This window comes from Spiroplasma ixodetis (assembly GCF_059729505.1).
Genome location: NZ_AP038353.1, coordinates 1,163,747 through 1,181,539 on the forward strand (window position 1 = coordinate 1,163,747; position 17,793 = coordinate 1,181,539).

The 17,793-nt window shown below is 23.5% G+C and carries 24 protein-coding genes, 1 tRNA gene and 2 pseudogenes; 10 read left to right on the plus strand and 17 right to left on the minus strand.

Annotated features, from left to right (window positions below; all coding sequences use genetic code 4):
• Positions 1 to 14: 14 nt before the first annotated feature.
• The 8 genes from AC6I4F_RS07515 to AC6I4F_RS07550 all read right to left on the minus strand — a co-directional run bounded on the left by AC6I4F_RS07515 (position 15) and on the right by AC6I4F_RS07550 (position 7,755).
• A complete protein-coding gene (locus AC6I4F_RS07515) occupies positions 15 to 935 on the minus strand; it encodes a hypothetical protein (RefSeq protein ID WP_497873429.1) in 921 nt (306 codons plus the stop codon).
• Positions 936 to 1,124: 189 nt separating this feature from the next.
• Complete coding sequence (gene gpmI / locus AC6I4F_RS07520; protein ID WP_497873430.1) at positions 1,125 to 2,660, minus strand: 2,3-bisphosphoglycerate-independent phosphoglycerate mutase; 1,536 nt, start codon at positions 2,658 to 2,660, stop codon at positions 1,125 to 1,127.
• A 17-nt stretch (positions 2,661 to 2,677) separates the two neighbouring features.
• The gene (locus AC6I4F_RS07525; protein WP_497873431.1) at positions 2,678 to 4,054 is read right to left on the minus strand and encodes a hypothetical protein; all 1,377 of its coding nucleotides are present in this window, start codon (positions 4,052 to 4,054) and stop codon (positions 2,678 to 2,680) included.
• 41 nt (positions 4,055 to 4,095) lie between these two features.
• The gene (gene tpiA, locus AC6I4F_RS07530) at positions 4,096 to 4,845 is read right to left on the minus strand and encodes a triose-phosphate isomerase (protein WP_497873432.1); all 750 of its coding nucleotides are present in this window, start codon (positions 4,843 to 4,845) and stop codon (positions 4,096 to 4,098) included.
• A gap of 18 nt (positions 4,846 to 4,863) precedes the next feature.
• Complete coding sequence (nagB, locus tag AC6I4F_RS07535; RefSeq protein ID WP_497873433.1) at positions 4,864 to 5,613, minus strand: glucosamine-6-phosphate deaminase; 750 nt, start codon at positions 5,611 to 5,613, stop codon at positions 4,864 to 4,866.
• Between the two features lie 24 nt (positions 5,614 to 5,637).
• Positions 5,638 to 6,834 carry an N-acetylglucosamine-6-phosphate deacetylase gene (nagA, locus tag AC6I4F_RS07540; protein ID WP_497873434.1) on the minus strand — a complete coding sequence of 399 codons (1,197 nt, stop codon included), beginning with the start codon at positions 6,832 to 6,834 and terminating at the stop codon, positions 5,638 to 5,640.
• Positions 6,835 to 6,965: 131 nt separating this feature from the next.
• Positions 6,966 to 7,041 (minus strand) — tRNA-Phe (locus AC6I4F_RS07545).
• 96 nt (positions 7,042 to 7,137) lie between these two features.
• Positions 7,138 to 7,755 (minus strand): hypothetical protein, encoded by a 618-nt coding sequence (locus AC6I4F_RS07550; protein ID WP_497873435.1) that lies wholly within the window; start codon positions 7,753 to 7,755, stop codon positions 7,138 to 7,140.
• Between AC6I4F_RS07550 and AC6I4F_RS07555 the strand changes: the two genes are divergently transcribed.
• The 3 genes from AC6I4F_RS07555 (at position 7,734) to AC6I4F_RS07565 (ending at position 9,241) form a co-directional block, all read left to right on the plus strand.
• The gene (locus tag AC6I4F_RS07555; protein WP_497873436.1) at positions 7,734 to 8,177 is read left to right on the plus strand and encodes an IS1595 family transposase; all 444 of its coding nucleotides are present in this window, start codon (positions 7,734 to 7,736) and stop codon (positions 8,175 to 8,177) included. The genes AC6I4F_RS07550 and AC6I4F_RS07555 overlap by 22 nt on opposite strands.
• Before the next feature lie 570 nt (positions 8,178 to 8,747).
• Positions 8,748 to 8,954, plus strand: coding sequence for a hypothetical protein (locus tag AC6I4F_RS07560; RefSeq protein WP_497873437.1), 207 nt, complete (start codon positions 8,748 to 8,750; stop codon positions 8,952 to 8,954).
• Positions 8,955 to 8,995: 41 nt separating this feature from the next.
• Positions 8,996 to 9,241, plus strand: coding sequence for an IS3 family transposase (locus tag AC6I4F_RS07565; RefSeq protein WP_497873438.1), 246 nt, complete (start codon positions 8,996 to 8,998; stop codon positions 9,239 to 9,241).
• A 294-nt stretch (positions 9,242 to 9,535) separates the two neighbouring features.
• On the opposite strand, the pseudogene AC6I4F_RS07570 reads toward AC6I4F_RS07565, so the two are convergent.
• Positions 9,536 to 10,474, minus strand: a pseudogene (locus tag AC6I4F_RS07570) (Mbov_0401 family ICE element transposase-like protein); the annotation flags it as partial.
• A 10-nt stretch (positions 10,475 to 10,484) separates the two neighbouring features.
• Positions 10,485 to 10,676, minus strand: a complete 192-nt coding sequence (locus AC6I4F_RS07575) for a hypothetical protein (RefSeq protein WP_497873439.1) — start codon at positions 10,674 to 10,676, stop codon at positions 10,485 to 10,487.
• A 137-nt stretch (positions 10,677 to 10,813) separates the two neighbouring features.
• Here AC6I4F_RS07575 and AC6I4F_RS07580 point away from each other — a divergent pair, with 137 nt between their 5' ends.
• From AC6I4F_RS07580 to AC6I4F_RS07610, 7 genes and pseudogenes are all read left to right on the plus strand, one after another.
• Complete coding sequence (locus AC6I4F_RS07580; protein WP_497873440.1) at positions 10,814 to 11,110, plus strand: hypothetical protein; 297 nt, start codon at positions 10,814 to 10,816, stop codon at positions 11,108 to 11,110.
• Positions 11,111 to 11,293: 183 nt separating this feature from the next.
• Positions 11,294 to 11,632, plus strand: coding sequence for a hypothetical protein (locus AC6I4F_RS07585; protein ID WP_497873441.1), 339 nt, complete (start codon positions 11,294 to 11,296; stop codon positions 11,630 to 11,632).
• The gene (locus AC6I4F_RS07590; protein ID WP_497873442.1) at positions 11,601 to 11,840 is read left to right on the plus strand and encodes a hypothetical protein; all 240 of its coding nucleotides are present in this window, start codon (positions 11,601 to 11,603) and stop codon (positions 11,838 to 11,840) included. Before AC6I4F_RS07585 ends, AC6I4F_RS07590 begins: the two co-directional genes overlap by 32 nt.
• Before the next feature lie 12 nt (positions 11,841 to 11,852).
• The gene (locus tag AC6I4F_RS07595) at positions 11,853 to 13,148 is read left to right on the plus strand and encodes a hypothetical protein (RefSeq protein ID WP_497873443.1); all 1,296 of its coding nucleotides are present in this window, start codon (positions 11,853 to 11,855) and stop codon (positions 13,146 to 13,148) included.
• Positions 13,149 to 13,173: 25 nt separating this feature from the next.
• On the plus strand, positions 13,174 to 13,467 hold the full coding sequence (locus tag AC6I4F_RS07600) for a hypothetical protein (protein ID WP_497873444.1): 294 nt from the start codon (positions 13,174 to 13,176) through the stop codon (positions 13,465 to 13,467).
• Positions 13,430 to 14,002 (plus strand): hypothetical protein, encoded by a 573-nt coding sequence (locus tag AC6I4F_RS07605; protein ID WP_497873445.1) that lies wholly within the window; start codon positions 13,430 to 13,432, stop codon positions 14,000 to 14,002. Before AC6I4F_RS07600 ends, AC6I4F_RS07605 begins: the two co-directional genes overlap by 38 nt.
• A gap of 89 nt (positions 14,003 to 14,091) precedes the next feature.
• A pseudogene (locus AC6I4F_RS07610) lies at positions 14,092 to 15,331 on the plus strand (IS256 family transposase).
• Positions 15,332 to 15,361: 30 nt separating this feature from the next.
• Here the strand turns inward: AC6I4F_RS07610 and AC6I4F_RS07615 are convergent.
• From AC6I4F_RS07615 to AC6I4F_RS07645, 7 genes are all read right to left on the minus strand, one after another.
• Positions 15,362 to 15,832, minus strand: coding sequence for a hypothetical protein (locus tag AC6I4F_RS07615; RefSeq protein WP_497873446.1), 471 nt, complete (start codon positions 15,830 to 15,832; stop codon positions 15,362 to 15,364).
• 181 nt (positions 15,833 to 16,013) lie between these two features.
• Positions 16,014 to 16,151, minus strand: coding sequence for a hypothetical protein (locus AC6I4F_RS07620; RefSeq protein ID WP_497873447.1), 138 nt, complete (start codon positions 16,149 to 16,151; stop codon positions 16,014 to 16,016).
• 127 nt (positions 16,152 to 16,278) lie between these two features.
• Positions 16,279 to 16,611: a hypothetical protein gene (locus tag AC6I4F_RS07625; RefSeq protein ID WP_497873448.1), complete on the minus strand. Its 333-nt coding sequence runs from the start codon at positions 16,609 to 16,611 to the stop codon at positions 16,279 to 16,281.
• Positions 16,612 to 16,759: 148 nt separating this feature from the next.
• Positions 16,760 to 16,957 carry a hypothetical protein gene (locus AC6I4F_RS07630; RefSeq protein ID WP_497873449.1) on the minus strand — a complete coding sequence of 66 codons (198 nt, stop codon included), beginning with the start codon at positions 16,955 to 16,957 and terminating at the stop codon, positions 16,760 to 16,762.
• A 36-nt stretch (positions 16,958 to 16,993) separates the two neighbouring features.
• A complete protein-coding gene (locus AC6I4F_RS07635; RefSeq protein WP_497873450.1) occupies positions 16,994 to 17,482 on the minus strand; it encodes an ERF family protein in 489 nt (162 codons plus the stop codon).
• Complete coding sequence (locus AC6I4F_RS07640; RefSeq protein ID WP_497873451.1) at positions 17,482 to 17,664, minus strand: hypothetical protein; 183 nt, start codon at positions 17,662 to 17,664, stop codon at positions 17,482 to 17,484. Before AC6I4F_RS07640 ends, AC6I4F_RS07635 begins: the two co-directional genes overlap by 1 nt.
• 2 nt (positions 17,665 to 17,666) lie before the next feature.
• Entirely contained in the window at positions 17,667 to 17,789 is a 123-nt protein-coding gene (locus AC6I4F_RS07645) for a hypothetical protein (protein WP_497873452.1), read from the minus strand.
• Between the last annotated feature and the right edge of the window lie 4 nt (positions 17,790 to 17,793).

Here is a 17,793-nt window from a genome sequence, read left to right on the forward strand (position 1 = left end):
TTTAATTATTACATTTATGGTGTTGGTGTAGATAAAACTGACTTACCACTTTGTTCTACTGGTTTTGATGGTGGTTCAGTACCATTAACTTCCTTTGCAGGAAAAGAATTATTACTTTGTACTTCTTTTTTAGGTGCAACAAAATTATTTTGGGAATGTTGTGAATGTAAAGAAGAGGCTGTACTAATTACTCTTTCAAAAGTATCAATTAATTTTTCATCAATTTTTATATCTTTCCTCTTATGAGTCTGGTTATCAATAATATATGCAAACAAAATCTTTCCGTTTTTATCAACTTCAATATTTATACTAGCATTACGAGGACATTTTTTGGCTACAAAGTTTTTAAATTCCTTAGCATCATTTACATCTACAGGAACAATTGTTTTGTTTTTATCATCAATAAACAAATAACACGTTCCATTTTCAGCAAATGATAATTTCATAGTTTCTTCAGATCTTTTTATAATATTAACATTAAGATCATCTAACTCTTCTTTATATTCTTCATTATTTAAATTATTGGATTCTGATTCAGTTTTTAATAATAATGCTGGTAATTCTTTTTTACCTAAATATTCAAGAATAATCTTATCATTTTCTTTTTTAGTTCGATATAAATGTACTAGAGAACTATCTAATTTTTCTTTTACTATTACTAGTTGTTGTAATTGATCACTATTAATTGCTAAAGGTGGTTGTTGAATAATACTAACGTTTTCATCATTAGTATTTTTTACTAAACGTCCCTTTTCATCTATATATACAAGTTCAATAATATATTCTTTTAAACTACTATCTAATTGTGTTTTTATATCATCAATCTTAACTTCCAAACTATTTAAAGTTATATTGGGTGATGATTCATCTTTTTTAGAACTTAATGATTTTTGTAGAAAGTCATTAAGTTCTCGATATTCTACTGTTTCTGGCATACTTTACCTCCATAATTTTTAATAAATGTATAAATTTCCAAAATTTAAAAGTTAAATATAATAAACCCCTTATATTTATTTAAAAAAATAAAAGGGGAAACACTATATTTAATTTATATGCCTATATTTTAATACTTTTATATTCTTAAAACAAGCACTTATCAATAAAAAGAAAAAATCAATATATTTTTATTTAATAATTAAAGACTCACTTGTCATAACAGTTGGTTTAACTAAACCCAAAACGTCTAATAGCGTTGGAGCAATATTTGCTAAGCAACCACCTGATTTTAATTTTAATCCTGTTTTACAAATAATAAATGGTACTGGTTGTGATGTATGTTTTTTATTAGGATTACCCTCTTTATCAATCATGATTTCAGCATTACCATGATCAGCAGTAATCATTAAAATACCATTCACTTTTTTTATTGCTTGATACAATTTTCCAAGACATTCATCAATAACATCAATCCCATCAATGGCAGCATTTAAAACACCAGTATGACCAACCATATCTGGATTAGCAAAATTTAAAACCATAACATCATATATGTTTTTAGAAATTTCACTTTCTAAACGAGTAGTAATTTCGCGAGCACTCATTTCTGGTTTTAAGTCATAAGTTGCTACTTTTGGTGAAGGAATTAAAATTCTTGTTGATAGTGGATATTCAACATCAACACCACCATCAAAAAAATAAGTTACGTGTGCATATTTTTCAGTTTCAGCAATTCGTAATTGATGATATTGATTTTTACTTAATCATTCCCCTAAAGCATCAAGCATTGATATAGGTGGAAAAATAACACCTTGTGGTTTAACACTTTTAGCATATTCCATCATTGAAATAAAAAAAGTATTTTTTAATGTTGGTATTTTCATACTAATATTAAAATCATATTTATTATTTGTTAATGCTGATGCTAATTGAATTGCACGATCAGGACGGAAATTAGCAAAAATAATGCTATCGTTATTAGTAATATTGCCATTATTAATTTCAGAATTATAAGCAGGCATAATAAATTCATCATTACGACCAGCACTATATTCTACATTAACATAAGCAATAGGATCAATAAATGAAGCGCCTTCATGATTAACTATTACATCATATGCTATTTTTAAACGATCTCAACGTTTATCGCGATCCATAGCATAATATCTTCCTGAAATAGTAGCAAGCATACCAACACCTAATTGTTTCATAGTTTTTAATAACTGTTCAATATAAATTTTAGAAATATCAGCTTTTGTATCACGACCATCTAAAATAGCATGAACAGAAACATTCTTAAAATTTTGTTGTTTAGCAATTTCTAATAATGCAAAAATATGATTAATATGAGCATGTACTCCACCATCACTTAGTAAACCAATAATATGAACATTACTATTATTCTTTTTGGCATGATTAATTGCTGACAATATTGTTTCATTTTTAAAAAATGTTTTATCATTTATTGACTTATTAATTAATGTTAATGACTGATAAATTACTCTACCGGCACCAATTTGTAAATGCCCAACTTCAGAGTTTCCCATTTGTCCTTCTGGCAAACCAACTGCAAAGCCAGAAGTTGAAACTTCAGTATGCGGATAAGTTTTTAATAAATAATCCAAATTAGGTTTTGTTGCAGAACTAATAGCATTAGTTGCACTAGATTTTGCAATACCAAAACCATCTAAAATACATAGTAATATTGGTTGTTTTGTTTTCATAAATTTCACCTCATATTTTATTTAATAACTTGTAACTGATGTTTAAAATTATCAGATTTAAAAATAGTAATCATTTTAGTAATAAAATCAGTAATACATTGATAATGAACAGTACTCAAAATAACAATATCTTTTTTAAAAACTATTTTAATAGATTGCTTTTTAGTAATTTTAGTAATTATTGTTTTTAAATCACAAATTGATTTTAAATCTTCACTTAATAAAATAACCATACTAGGATTATCACTAATATTATTAGAAAGAAATAAAATAGTATTACTACTATTAGCTAATAAATTGTGTCCTTTAATTTCCATTAAATTATAATCTAATAAATCATTATTAAAAGAATAATGAGTAATTTTCAAATTATCAATAACTTCTGAATAATAACCATAAGCAAAAGTCTGCGATAAATTTTCTAATATATCTTGAGATACTATACGCCATTTTGAAAATGACTTCAATAGTTCTTTATGAATTTTTTGTAATTGTCATAAATCTTGATAATTAGTAATATTAGTTATCGGTGCTATTGGTTGAATATTTTCAGGCTGATTAATTGCTCTAATTTTTTTATTAATAGCATTAATAGCAATAATGATTGGTTTTTTAGCATTAATAAAAAAGTTTTCAATTCGTTGTTTATTACCTGCTATTAATGTTATTTTTCGCTGATCTTTATTAGTTTTAATAGCAACAACTGCTATTTTTTGCAAATTAATAATTTCTTGTAATTCAACTTCATTAAATTTTTTTAAATAACTATATTCTTTTTTATTTTGCAATAAAATTAACTGTTCTAATGATAATTTTTGTTGTAATAAAGAATTAATGATACATTCACTTTGCAATATTTGTTTTCTATTTATCTTTAAATTATTAAGAACAACAATAAAATTTTGTTCAGTAATAGAAATAGAACTAAAATTAGAAGTTTTATAATTTAATTGTTTCATCAAACTATTTGTAAATAATTTAGCACCAATTTTATTATTAACTAATGATTGATGATGACTTTCATTGATGGTTAAATATAATGGAATATCGTTAATAACGATTGGTCCACTATTAACCTTAACTAAATGAATATAAGTATTAGGAATAAGAGTATTATTAACATCAATTACTTCACCAGTAAAATATTCATTAGTAATAATACCTTTGTCACTAACAATACTATCACTACTAGGAGCAAAAATAGTTTTAGTACAAATAATAAAGCCAATTTGTTCTAATTGATTAGTGTCTTCACCATTTTTACTAAACAATGCTAAAATTTCTGACTTATTCCTAAAAGCATTGACAAAAGTGGTTGCCGGAAAGGCACGATGTTTAATTTTTTTTGTTAGTTTTGTTCACATACTTTTAATTTGTATCTTTGATAATTCCATGTTTAGTTAACTCCTTATTTTTATTAGTAATTTAAATAGAGTTAAATTAGTAAATCAAAAAAAGATTGTGGTACTAATGAAGCACCTCCAACTAATGCACCATCAATGTCAGGTTCAGAAAGTATTAATTTAATATTATCGGGTTTTACTGAACCACCATACTGAATACGTACTTGTTCTGCAACATTTTTATTATATAATTCACTAATAAATTCACGAATCATTTTACAAACCGTTTGGGCTTGTTGAGCTGTTGCTGTTTTACCAGTACCAATTGCTCATATTGGCTCATAGGCAATTACTAACTTAGCAATATTTTCTGCTTTAATATTTTTTAATGCTAACTTAATTTGATTTTTAATTACTTCATTAGTTTTTTTATTTTCATATTGGTTTAAAGTTTCACCGCAACATAAAATTGGTATAATATTAGCATTAAATAGTGAATCTAATTTTTTATTTATTGTTTCATCTACTTCATTAAAATACATTCTGCGTTCAGAATGACCAATAATAACATGACTAACCATCATATCTTTTAGCATCTTAATTGAAATTTCACCAGTATATGCACCTTCGGTTTCATAATGACAATTTTGAGTTGCAATAATTAAAGCAGAAGTTTTATTCATTTTTAATAAAGGTAAATTAGTAAAACTAGCTGCTATTCCATAATCATATTTAATATTTTTAGTTTTTATTAATTTATTAAATTCATTTAAAAAAAATTGAGTTTCTTCTATATTTTTATACATTTTTCAATTTCCAATAATAATCTTTTTACGTGACATATAGTTTCCTCCTTTAAGTTAATTTTTTTTTGATATAGTTGGCTTTAATAATGTTGCTGCTTCTTCATCAATAATAATTGTAACATCATCATTATTTTGTAAAAAAGTACACGGATAATTTAGAGAAACTTTACCTTCAACTAACTCTCGAATAGCTTGTGCTTTATTAGTTCCTGTAGCAATTAAAACAATCAATTTAGCTTGTAAAATAGTATGAATACCCATAGTAACAGCTTTGGTTGGTACATCTTCAACTTTAGAAAAAAATCTTTTATTAGCTTCAATTGTTTCTTTAGTTAAATTAACAACATGTGTTTTACTACTTGCAAGAGTACCTGGTTCATTAAAAGCAATATGACCATTAGTACCTAAGCCCAATATTTGTAAATCAATTGGTCCTTTTTCTTTTAATAATTTTTCATACTCTTCCACATTTTGGTCTAAATCACCAATACCTTTAGGAACATACTTATTTTTTAAATTAAGACTTTTAATATGATTAAATAATTGATGATTCATAAAATAACAATAACTTTTTACATGATCTGGAGTTAAACCAACATATTCATCTAAATTAAATGTTACGACTTTTGATCAATCTCTTTTGTTATTTTTTGCATCTGCTATTAATAAATCATATGTTTCAATTGGACTACTTCCCGTTGCTAATCCTAAAATAGCATTTGGTTTAACTTTAATAATATCAATAATAATTTTACTTAATAATTGAGCAACCTCAGTTTTATCTTTTAAAATAATTAATTTCATAATTTAAAAAACCCCTTATATTACTTACTTATTCTTGCTGATATGCAATTTTTTTTCACATATTGTTAAAAAAATATAATTATTCTTAGTTAATACAATAATATCTGCTAATTTACCAATAACAATATCACCCGTTTTATTTGCAATTCCTACTTGTTTAGCACTATTATAAGAAGCCATTTTGATGTAATCTTGTCAATTATTATTAGTAATTTTTAATAAATTTTTAAAACCAGCAATCATTGTTGCAATGCTGCCTGCTAATTTTCCGGTTGCTTCAACAGTAAACTTATTATTACTTTTAATGACAGGTAATGGTCCCAATAAATACTTACCATCAGGCTGTCCTTTAGCACTCATGGCATCAGTAATCATACAAATTCCAGTGGCACCTTTAATTTTATATGTTATTGCTAAAATAGCAATATCAACATGAATTCCATCACAAATTAAATCAGTAACTAATTGATCATAATATAATGATGCTGGAACAACACCAGGATAACGATGATTATAGGGGCTCATTGCATTATAAAGATGGGTAATATGCGTTAAACCATATTCAACAGTTTTAGTTATTTCTTTAAAGGTAGCATTACTATGACCAACACTAGGAATAATATTATTTTTAATTAATGAAGAAATAAAATTTGAATTTTTATTATTTAAATTAGGATCTATCTCAGGAGCATAAACAATAAATTTTAAATTTTTGTTACTAATTATATTTCAAGATTTTACTAAATTAAGATCAAGAACATGAAGTAATGACGGAGTATGTGCTCCTTTTTGTAATTCTGAGATAAAAGGTCCTTCTAAATATGCACCAATAATTCGTGACTTGTTACTTTTATTTTCTGTTTTCATATACTTAGCAAATACTGAAAGAATATTATCAATTTCTTTTTTGCTGGCAGTAACTGTTGCATAACAAAACTTTGTTACTCCCTCTTTTGGAACTAATTTTGCAAAATTATTAATTGATTCAATGGTACCATCCATTAAAATATAGCCATAACCTCCATGTACATGTAAATCAATAAAACCAGGTATTATTGTTTGATTATGACAATCAATAACCTGAGCATCTTGAAATTCATAATTATACTTTCCTTCATTAATTTGGAAAATTAAATTATCTTTAATTACTAAAAAACCATTATTTATTATTTTCTTAATGCTAATTATTTTCGCATTATTTAAAACTAAAATTTTAGACACTAATACCCTTCTTTCTAGAATTATTAATTGTTTAAAATTACTAATGACACTATTATACCTAAAATTTTAACTTAAACCTAAATCTAAGAAAAATAATTAAAAAAAGGCTTAATTGCCTATATTTTAAATAATGGTGGCTCGAAGCGGATTCGAACCACTGACACTTCGCTCTTCAGGCGAATGCTCTACCAACTGAGCTACCGAGCCGTTACCTATACAATAATAGCATATAAAAGTAAAAAATAACAAGGGGTTAAAACTTATTTTTTAATTTATTTAAATATATATTTATTTTTTTACTAATTATCTTCTAATTACATATCTTCTTCAACAAGCTTTTTCAGTTTTTGGCATTAAGTGATTTGAGTCTCTTCTAATTTCTTCTTTTCAATTATTATTTGATAAATCAGTAGACTCATTTTTTTTAGCAATATTTGCTTGTAAAAATATATTATTACCAATAATATTTAATGATTCACTTCTTTGAAATTCATGATCACTACATACATCATTTACTAAACTTTTGACAATCTCACATAATTTTTTACAAGTATCTAATATCAATTTATATTTTTCTTTACCTTTTCATTTTTCAATTAATGATTCACAATTTTCAATAAATTTATCCTGTCATTCTTTAAACTCTTCAGAATTAATTTTCTTAGTTAAATCACCATCACAATAATAAGTTAATATTTCTTTTCAAACATTACGTCATACTTTTCTCATATTATTATGAGGAGTTTTAACTTTCAATTTTTTAATCAAAAAATCAAAATCTTGAATTTTATTTCTTCTTCAACAATTTAATAATGCAGTAATAATTGGAATTACTAATTGTTTATTATTTATTTTTTCTATTATTTCTTGTTTTTTATTTTCAAGATCTTCTAATCTAAATGGATGAAATGTATCTTTCACATGTAGGTTTTATTCAACAAGGAAGATCCTTGGTGAATAAAACCTTGATTATTGGAATTTATCAAAAAACAACCAATAATTTAATTGTAAAAGTATTGAAAAACGCAAAGAGTAAAAATCTTTTGCAGTTTGCAAGAAACCACATTTCTACTGGGTGTTGTTTGTTTACGGATTCTTGGAAGGGATATGGAAGTTTCAAAAACTTCTATCACAAACATGAAATCGTAAATCATGAAGTTGGGTATGTGTCATCAACAGGTGTAAACACAAACCAGATTGAATCTGCATGAAAACACATCCGACGAACTTTCCGAACACACATAAAAGTTTCAAAACACAATATTCATTTATATGCAAAAGAAGCTGCATATAAATTCAATAAGATACCTAGTTTTGAAACTATAATTTTGTGTTTGATTTAGATACATGTGGGGATAATTTCCTAGATAGGCTTTTATCTTCATTTATGTGATAAAATTTAAAAATAGTACATAAAGGGATAAAAGACTAAATAAATTCAATATATATATATATATATAATTTTAATAATTTATTTTATTAATAACTTATGCTACAACTGTTTGTTTAGGAGAATGAAAGTCAATATTCATATCAATATTAATACTTTCACCGAAACTATCACTTGACTCACTAATGCCGCTTTCAAAAACAAGACATGTATCAGAATATAATTGAGATGATAAATCATTATCATCATTAATAAATTTAATTTCGTATTTTTTTTGAAGTTCAATATTTTTTAAAACATCTTTAAATAAAGTTACTGCAAAATTACTAATTAACTCTACTTTTAAACTATTAAATTCAAGATTTTTAATTACTTTGGATGGGTTACACTTTATTGGACACTAATTACGTAGACAAGTGAACAAATTAGTTAAAAGAAAGGAATTATAATTATGGCCAATGTTAACTCATATTCAGATTAATTTAAAAAACAAATAGTAGCTTTATATCAAGGTGGTAAGTCAGTGTCTTGTCTTGCTAAAGAGTACAATGTTACAAGAGCAGCTACTTATAATTGAATTAAGCAATTTACTAATTCAGGCAGTTTTAAAACCAAAGATAACCGTTCTGTTGAAGAAAATGAATTAATTAAATTAAGAAAAGAATTAAAACAATTAAGAATGGAAAATGATATTTTAAAGCAAGCAAAACTAATAATAGGCAGAAAATAGAAATTATTATCAAAAATAAACTTAAATATAAAATTCGTACAATGTGTCGTTTTTTAAAAATCTCTAAATCAACATATTATTTTAATTTCAAGAAAAAAGAAGATAAAATTCAAAATAATATGTATGATGAAGCTGTTATTAGTGCTTTTAAAGAAAATAAAGAAGCTTATGGAACAAGAAGATTAAAAGTTGTTCTAAAAGAAAAGAAAATTAATTTATCAAGACGAAAAATTAAAAAAATTATGAATAAACATAATTTAATATCAAAATACACTAAATTATCATAAAAAAATTATCATAATAAAGTCAATGATAGTCAAATTACTAATCTTGTTAATAGAGACTTTAATAATAGGCTTAAAAATGAAGTTATTGTTAGTGATTTAACTTATGTTGGGTGAGTAAAGTTAATAGTTATAATTTAATTTTTTTTAAATAAAAGACAACATTAAATTATTAATTTTTGGTTATATTATATACATTTTTACATTTATAATAAAGTGTTTTAAGTTATTATTTTACAATTATCTAAAATAAAAATTCCTAACTATTTAGGTTTAAATTTATTAAGTTTTAAAATATTAAAGTAAAATATTTAATTTATTAATTCTTGCTGAATTAATTATAAGCATATTATCAAGTACTTTATCATTATAAATTTTAGCACCATATCCTTTTAAAGATTTAACTAAATGTGATACATCGCTTTCAGCACAAACTCCTTGATTTCAATTTTCTTTTTGATTTATAACTCCTTCTTTATTATTTTTAAAATATTTATATATTTGCTCATCAACTTTATTTTCTTTTAAAAAATCTAATAATTGATAATATTCACCATTAACAAATAATTCATATGCATTTGTTAATTTTTTATTATTTACTTTTCTATTAATAATAAATCCTTTTTTAAGTGCTTTAAATGCATGATGTCTATCAATTACATAATGAATATTTTCATTTTTAGCAGTAGTTTTAATTCAAGGCGCACCATCACCAATAAATACTAAACTACTTTTAGAATAAATATATTGTAAATCAAGAAATTCATAAATTTTATCAATTAATTCTTGTCTTTTAATTCTTTGATCATTTTTAGTTTTCATATAAGTAATTTTTTTATCTTTTAAAACATTTCTACTTTTAGTAAATTTTTCTAAATCTTTACCTTTATTTGCACTAATTGTACGAATACGATTTTTTTGTTTTTTATTATCAAATAAAGAACTTATAAAACAATCATCCATATTTACAAATAATTTTTCAGTTGGTAAAACTACTTTTTTTTCTTTTATTTCTTCAATACCTATTACTGCATTTTTCATTAAATTAGTCATATATGTTTTAGAAAAATTAGTATTTTTTATAGTATCTTGTACATCAGATTGTCTTTTACCATTGCCTGAATTTTTTATTATTGTATGCTCTAAACTTGTAAGTGTTCTTTTTCTTTTTTTAATTTTTATATAATCATCTAAAGGATAATAATATTCATTAGTTTCTAATATTAAATAACATCTACGATAAAAATTATTTTGTTACAGATTGATTATTTGGACTTCTTGGAGCAGTTTTAACATATTTATGCTTAGTTTTATCATATATATTTTGATGTCAAAAATCATCATATGCTTTTAATAGATTTGTAAAATAATTTAAACTATTATTTTTAATTTTATTATCAAGTTCATCATAATTAAGTTCATTGTTAAGAAAATTCATAATATTATTTCTTTTCTTAATTTATGATTTTGATTATAGTAATTTTAGAAATAAAGTTTGGAAATATGATAATTGTAAAATGATATAATTAAATATATATGTTTTAATGTTTTAATTTTTTAAAATAAGGTGATAATATGCCAGCAAAAAGAAAAGAATTAGGAAATTATAAAGAAAAGATAAATGAATATTTTAGAGATAATAAAAATGTTCCAACAAGAATGACAAAAACTAGTTTAAATTTAGCATTAGGAATTGATAGAAAATATATATTTGATTGCCGACGCTACCAGACAAAATGACAACAAAATTTCTTGAAATATTATGATAAAGCATGACAAAAAATTGCTAATTATTTATTACGAAATGCTATGAAAGACCCAAAATATCAATGAGAATATTTAAGAAAATGTCATCCAGAAGAAGTAATATAATTATTAATCTTTGTGAACCAAGAAAAATAGAAAATAATGATTAAAAACCTATAATAAATATAGGTTTTTTTCCTTTATTTTAAACAATAAAAATGATATAATATAATAAAGCGATTATGTTATTTTTAACATAAGTTACAAGGGATTATCAAAAAAGCGATTATTAAACAAGGGAGTATTTTTATGTCTAATTTTGAAGTTAAAGAAAAAAAAGAAACTTATACTTTTGAAGAATTACAAGAAACTTTAAAACAACAAAGAAATGTTGTATATGCTCAAGCAAAAGATGAATTTCTTAAAAAAGAATTAGAACCTAAATTAAGTGAATATGAAACAAAAATAAAAGAATATGCAAATAAAATTAATAGTTTTGAAGAGCAACAATTATTTTTTAATATTAAAGATACTAAAAAAGTAAATTTAATTAAAAATTTAATGAGTATTGATAATTATAAATCTTTATCTAAACAAGAAGCATTTAATAAAATAAATGAAGATTATAAAGATTTTTTTAATTGATAAAATAGAACCTATTAAACAAGAAAATAAACTTAATTCAAATGATTTTAATCCTAAAACTCTTTTAGATTTACATACAAATAGTATTAATCCAGAAGAATTAGAAAGGAAATTAAATGAAAAAGCAAAAACTACAGGTATTACTGATGTTAATGAATTAGAAAAAATTGTAAATTTAGCAAGAGGAAATGCATTTAAATCTATTAAATAGAAAGAGGATAAAATGGCAATTCCACAAATACCTAAAGCATTTATTATTGGTGGTAATTCTCCTACTGAAAATGCTGTTTTAAGTGTACTTGAAGCACAAGTTCGTGGTGAATTAACTGCTGAATTAAGTACTTTATTTATGAGAAATACTGTTACTGCTGACCAAATAGCAAATATTAGTGGTGTAGCAATGGTGATTTATAGAGCAACTGTTCGTGTATTATGAGGTTCAACATGAGATGAATTTACTGGTACTAAAAGACAAAAAGGAATAGTTAAAACAACAACATTAATTATTGATAAAGAATTAACAATTGATTTTAATATTCCAGAATTTGATATTGAAAGATTTATGACTTCACCAGCAAATGTAGCAACACAAATTGTTTCAAATTGAACAAGTTCATTTATGAGAAATTTAAGAGAAAATTTTGAATTAATATTTTTACAAGGTACAAAAGATTATGCAATTGCTAAATCATTAGTATTACCTTTAAATTTAAATAATATGACTAAAGAACAAGCATTAAATGCTTATTATACAATTGGAGAAAGAAATAATAAATTAATTAAAAAAGTAGATGATATTACAGTTGGTATTAATAAAGCAGATTTAACTGGTGCTTGTGGTATTGATAGTAGTTTTAATCTTGCAAAAGCATTTATATTATTAAATTATGGACAAATTGCAGCAAATACTTTAGCAACTGGTAAAAGATATACAAATCAAATTATGGGAATGGAATTTTATGAAAGTTTTTATTTAGAACAAGATTTTATTCATGATACTGTTTCTGGTATGCATTTAGAAAAAGATTATAAATTATTAGATTTATTTGGTGTAGTTTATAACAGATATATGTGAGGTATGCCTATTTCATTTACTAAAGTAAGAAATAAATTAGATAATGCTACAGATAATATTCGTATTATTGGTAAAGCATTATATTCATTACCAGCAGCAATAAGACCTAATTTAATGTATATTATTCAAGAAAAAATGCCAACAACAGATGAAATTAAAGAAGCAAGAGCAAAAAATTATAAAGTTGATACAACTAATATTAATGCAACATATCAAAGTACTGATTATGATAATATGAATATTTTAGATTTACAAGATGTAATTTATTATAAAAATTTAGGAAAAATTACTATGGCAGGAACTACTCCTACTAATGATGAATTAGAAACTATAATAATAAATATTGGTAATAATGGTTATGAAAAAGGTAAAACAACATTTAGTAATATTACATCAACAAGTGCTATTATTTCTGGTAATAATAAAGATTATTATGGAAAGTAAAACTAGAATTTACTAAAAAATAATTATGGAATATATTTATAAATATTTTGATGAAAAAGCACATATTACTATTTATTCTGCTAAACCAGAAGATTTAACCACAAGTAATGATATTAGAGCAATTTTATTAGATGAATATCCTAAATTAAGAAATGATTATTTTATAGTAAGTGATGTACATGATAATTTTGCTATATGTGTTGGAGATAATATTCATTGTCAAGGAACAGTTAGAATTCAAATTAAAAAAACTAATCAATTATTAAAAGGAGAAATTAAAAATGCCACAACAACATGTTGATACTACACAATTGAATAATTATACTTTATTAAAATTAATTAGAGATGGTATAAGTCCAATTTGTGCAATGATAGGTACAAGTGCTTATTATGGGCAAGTAATTGCAAATCCAGTATTAGGTTCAATTAATAGTTCTAAAAAAATATTATTAGGTTTAGGAACAATTGGTTTAGCAAATTATATTAAATTTACTAACTCTTCTATTAATCCCAATCCAACAGAAAATCCAATTGCTACAACAACAGTAGACCCTTTTTCACCAGATTTATTATTTAGTGATAATGATAAACAATCTTTTATGGATTGAGATACTTATATTAGTTTAAATGCTTATGGTATTTCAAATCTTATTAATGGAATTCTAGAATTAATTCCAAATAGATTTGAAACTATACGTAAAATAGCAAATATGGCAACTGGTGGTTGTTTAATATCTTCTGGAGTTGCTATGGGTATTAATAATGATTTTAATAATGCTTATCCATTCCAACTATTGTTGCTGGTGCAAGTGAAATTATTCATAATTTATTACCTATGGAAAGAAAATTGGTAATGTTTAGTAATCTGTGTAACTTACAAAAATAACTATGTTTAATTAATTCTAGTAAATAAAATTAAATAACTAGAAAGAGTGAGTTACGTATGTCTAAAAAACAAAATATTAATAATAATGATCCAATATCAAAAGCAGTAGATTTATTATTAGAAAATACTGAGGATTTAACAACCGTATTTAAAGAGGGAGGTTTATATAAAGAATTAACAAAAAGATTAGTTGAAAAAATGTTGAATTCTGAAATGCAAAATTATTTAGGATATGAAAAAAATCAACATAATAATAGTGATAATGCTCGCAATGGTATAAATTCAAAAAAATTAATAACCCAACAAGGTAAAATTGATATTAATGTACCACGAGATCGTAATAGTAATTTTGAGCCAGTAATAGTTGCAAAAAGACAAAGAAGATTTGATGGTTTTGATCAACAAGTTCTTTCATTATATGTCAAAGGCATGACTTTATCAGATATTATAATGCAGTTACAAGAGTTATATCATGGTGCTGATATTAGTGAAAGTGTTATTAGTCAAATTACTGATGATGTTATTGATGATGTTAAAGCATGACAAAATCGGCCATTAGAAAGTGTTTATCAGATTGTTTATTTTGATTGTATAGTAGTTAAAGTACGACAAGATAAACGCATTATTAACAAATCAGTTTATATAGCATTAGGAGTTGATTTAGAAGGTAAAAAAGATTTTTTAGGTTTATGAATTAGTGAAAATGAAGGTTCTAAGTTTTGATTATCTAATTTCACAAAAATGAAAAATCGAGGCTTAAATGATATTCTTATTGCTTGTAGTGACAATTTAACAGGAATGTCAGAAGCAATACAATCAGTTTATCCTAAAACCGAACATCAATTATGCATAGTTCATCAAATTAGAAATAGTTTAAAATATGTTTCATACAAACATAGAAAATCACTAGTTACAGATTTAAAACCAATTTATAGTGCATGTAGTGAAGAACAAGCAATGCAAGATTTAGAAACTTTTGAAAGTAAATGAAATAAACAATATCCTCAAATTGCTAAATCGTGATATAAAAATTGAGATAATTTAATGGTTTTTATTAGTTATCCTGCAGAAATCAAAAGAGTGATTTATACAACAAATGCTATTGAATCTGTTAATAGTCAATTACGAAAAGTTATTAGAAATAAAAAAGTTTTTCCAAATGATATGGCAGTTTTTAAAATATTTTACTTAGCAATTGAAAATATAACAAAAAAAATGAACAATGCTCATTCAAAATTGAAATACAGCAATTGCTCATTTTATGATAAAATTTGAAGATAGAATTAATATAAACTAGTAACTTTGTAAAACAAAGATACACAGATTATTAAAAAGCCTCAAATTCATTAATAGTAAATTCTCTTTTGCGTCTTGATTTTTCTTTATTATCTTCCTCTCAAAGAGTTTTAAAGAATACAAATGTACCTGTACCTACACCTCCTATTGTTGCTCCTAAGGATGTTCCCGGTCCTGTTCCAACACTTGTTCCACCTGCAGCACCGAAAGTAGCACCAAAAGCAGCTCCCCCAGCTGTTAACACAGCTACTCTCTTTCAATCAATTTCTCTTTTATTTCTTATTTTTTTATTTTTTAAAATTAATTCATTTTCTTGTTCAGATTTATTATTTAATTTATTTCCTCACTCTTGTGCTTGTAAATGTTGTTGATAAATCATTTCAACAACTTCATCTTTAATTTGTTGTTCTGTTTTTTGTAATTTTTGACTACTAGTAAAATTTGTTGCATTACTATTACTAATATTTGTTATTTCATTAGCAATTTTAATAATATTATTCATTTTTTTATACCTCTTTCCTCTTTATTTTAAAAAAAAATCTCATATAGTTTAAAATAAAGTAATGAGTTAAAAAATTATATTAAGTTTTATAATTTTATTCTACACCATTATTTTTTTTATACTTGTTTAAACTTTTTTATAATATTCTTTTATTTCTTTAACTTTATTTTTAAATTGTTTTTTATGAAAAAAAACACATATTAAAAAATTGTTCTATACTACTTTCTATATCTAAAGTTTTTAAAGTAACTAATACTTTACTATTACAATCTTTAACAATACATTTAAGTAATACTTTTTCTTGTTTTTGTTTTTGCATTAATTATTATCCTTTTTACAATTACATAAATTAATTGATATGTTTAATTGTTTTAATTTTTTTAAATTTTCTGATTATTCAATAATTGCATTTTTTGTAAAAATATCCATATCAAATTTTAATTCCATTATTTATTCTCCTTATTTAAATAATATCAACCAATTAATAAACTATCTGTTTCATCATGATTATTAACTGTTATATTTCATTTATTTTCTTTAATAATTTCTTCAGCAACATATATACTTAATTCTTTATCTCAAGGTCTTAATCAAAAAATTGGTGGGTCATAATGTTCATATCATTTCTTTCATTCACTTGGACTTATTAACATATCTTTTGTTAATAATTTATTAAATGTTCCTGCAATAAATCCACGTAAATGTTCTTGAGTTTCATAACCAATACCATTTTTTGAATGAAAAGTACCACGTTCCATTAATAAATCATATTTATTCATATCAATTAAATAACTTATTTGTTTTTGTATTTTTTCTCAATCATAATTATAATTTTTAAAACTATAACTATTTATTCATATTGGTTTTTTATTTTCTCATAATGTAAATCCAGTATTTTTTATTGATGGGTCAATTTAAAGTAAATAATTATTCATAATTTCTATACTCATTTTTATTATTATTTTTTAAATTTTTAAATCTTTCACTAATTTCTTTAAATTTATCAAATAATACTTTTAAATAATTTTCACCCATTAATATTAAAAAATCTTTATTATTACTTGGATTTAATTTTTCCATATCTTCTCTTATACATTCATCAAATAAAACTGTATTTGTAATCATATATTTTTCAAAATAATCTAATTGTTTTTGACTTGGTTATCATTTTTCATTAGATGTTTTTATATTATTAACGTAATTATTTTGTAGTTTATTATTTTTAATTAAATTAACACTATCATTATCTGGGTCAAGTTCATCTTCACTTAATAAAAGTAAATTCATTAAGAAATATCTATAAGCATAAGTTTCTGCACTACCTTTTGCTTTTGCTATATCTGTATTTTTAGCACAAGCAAGTATATCAAAATATTTTAATTCTTTATCATTATCTAAATCAATAATTATATATCTTTTAAAATAAGTTATTTCTAATTCTTTAGTATCTAAATAATTAATTTTTCTATCTGTTGTTAATATATCTTCATGTGTAATAACAATATTTAATTCTTTACATAATAATTTAAATTTATTAAAAATATCACTTAATAATCAATATTTATAATTTCCAAATTTATTAAAACCATTTTTAGGTGTACTACCAATTTCTAATTGTAATTTAAGTATTTTTTTATATAAATTATTCATTATTTATCACTCTTTCTATTTATTGCTTTTTTAATTAAACTTCTTATAAAACCATTAATTTTCATATTTTTTTCTTCAAAATTTTCTTTTAATTTTTCATAATTTTTTTCAGTAAATCTTAAATGAATAATAATTTGTTTAATCATTAAATCTTCTGGTTTCTTTTTAGGTGCTGCTGTCATATTTATTCACTACTTTCTTCTTTCATAAATAATTCTTTAATTCTTTGACCATATTTACCATTTTCTATATCTTTAAAAAATATTTGTAAATCATTTTTGATATCTTGAGATTCTTTATTTTGCATATTA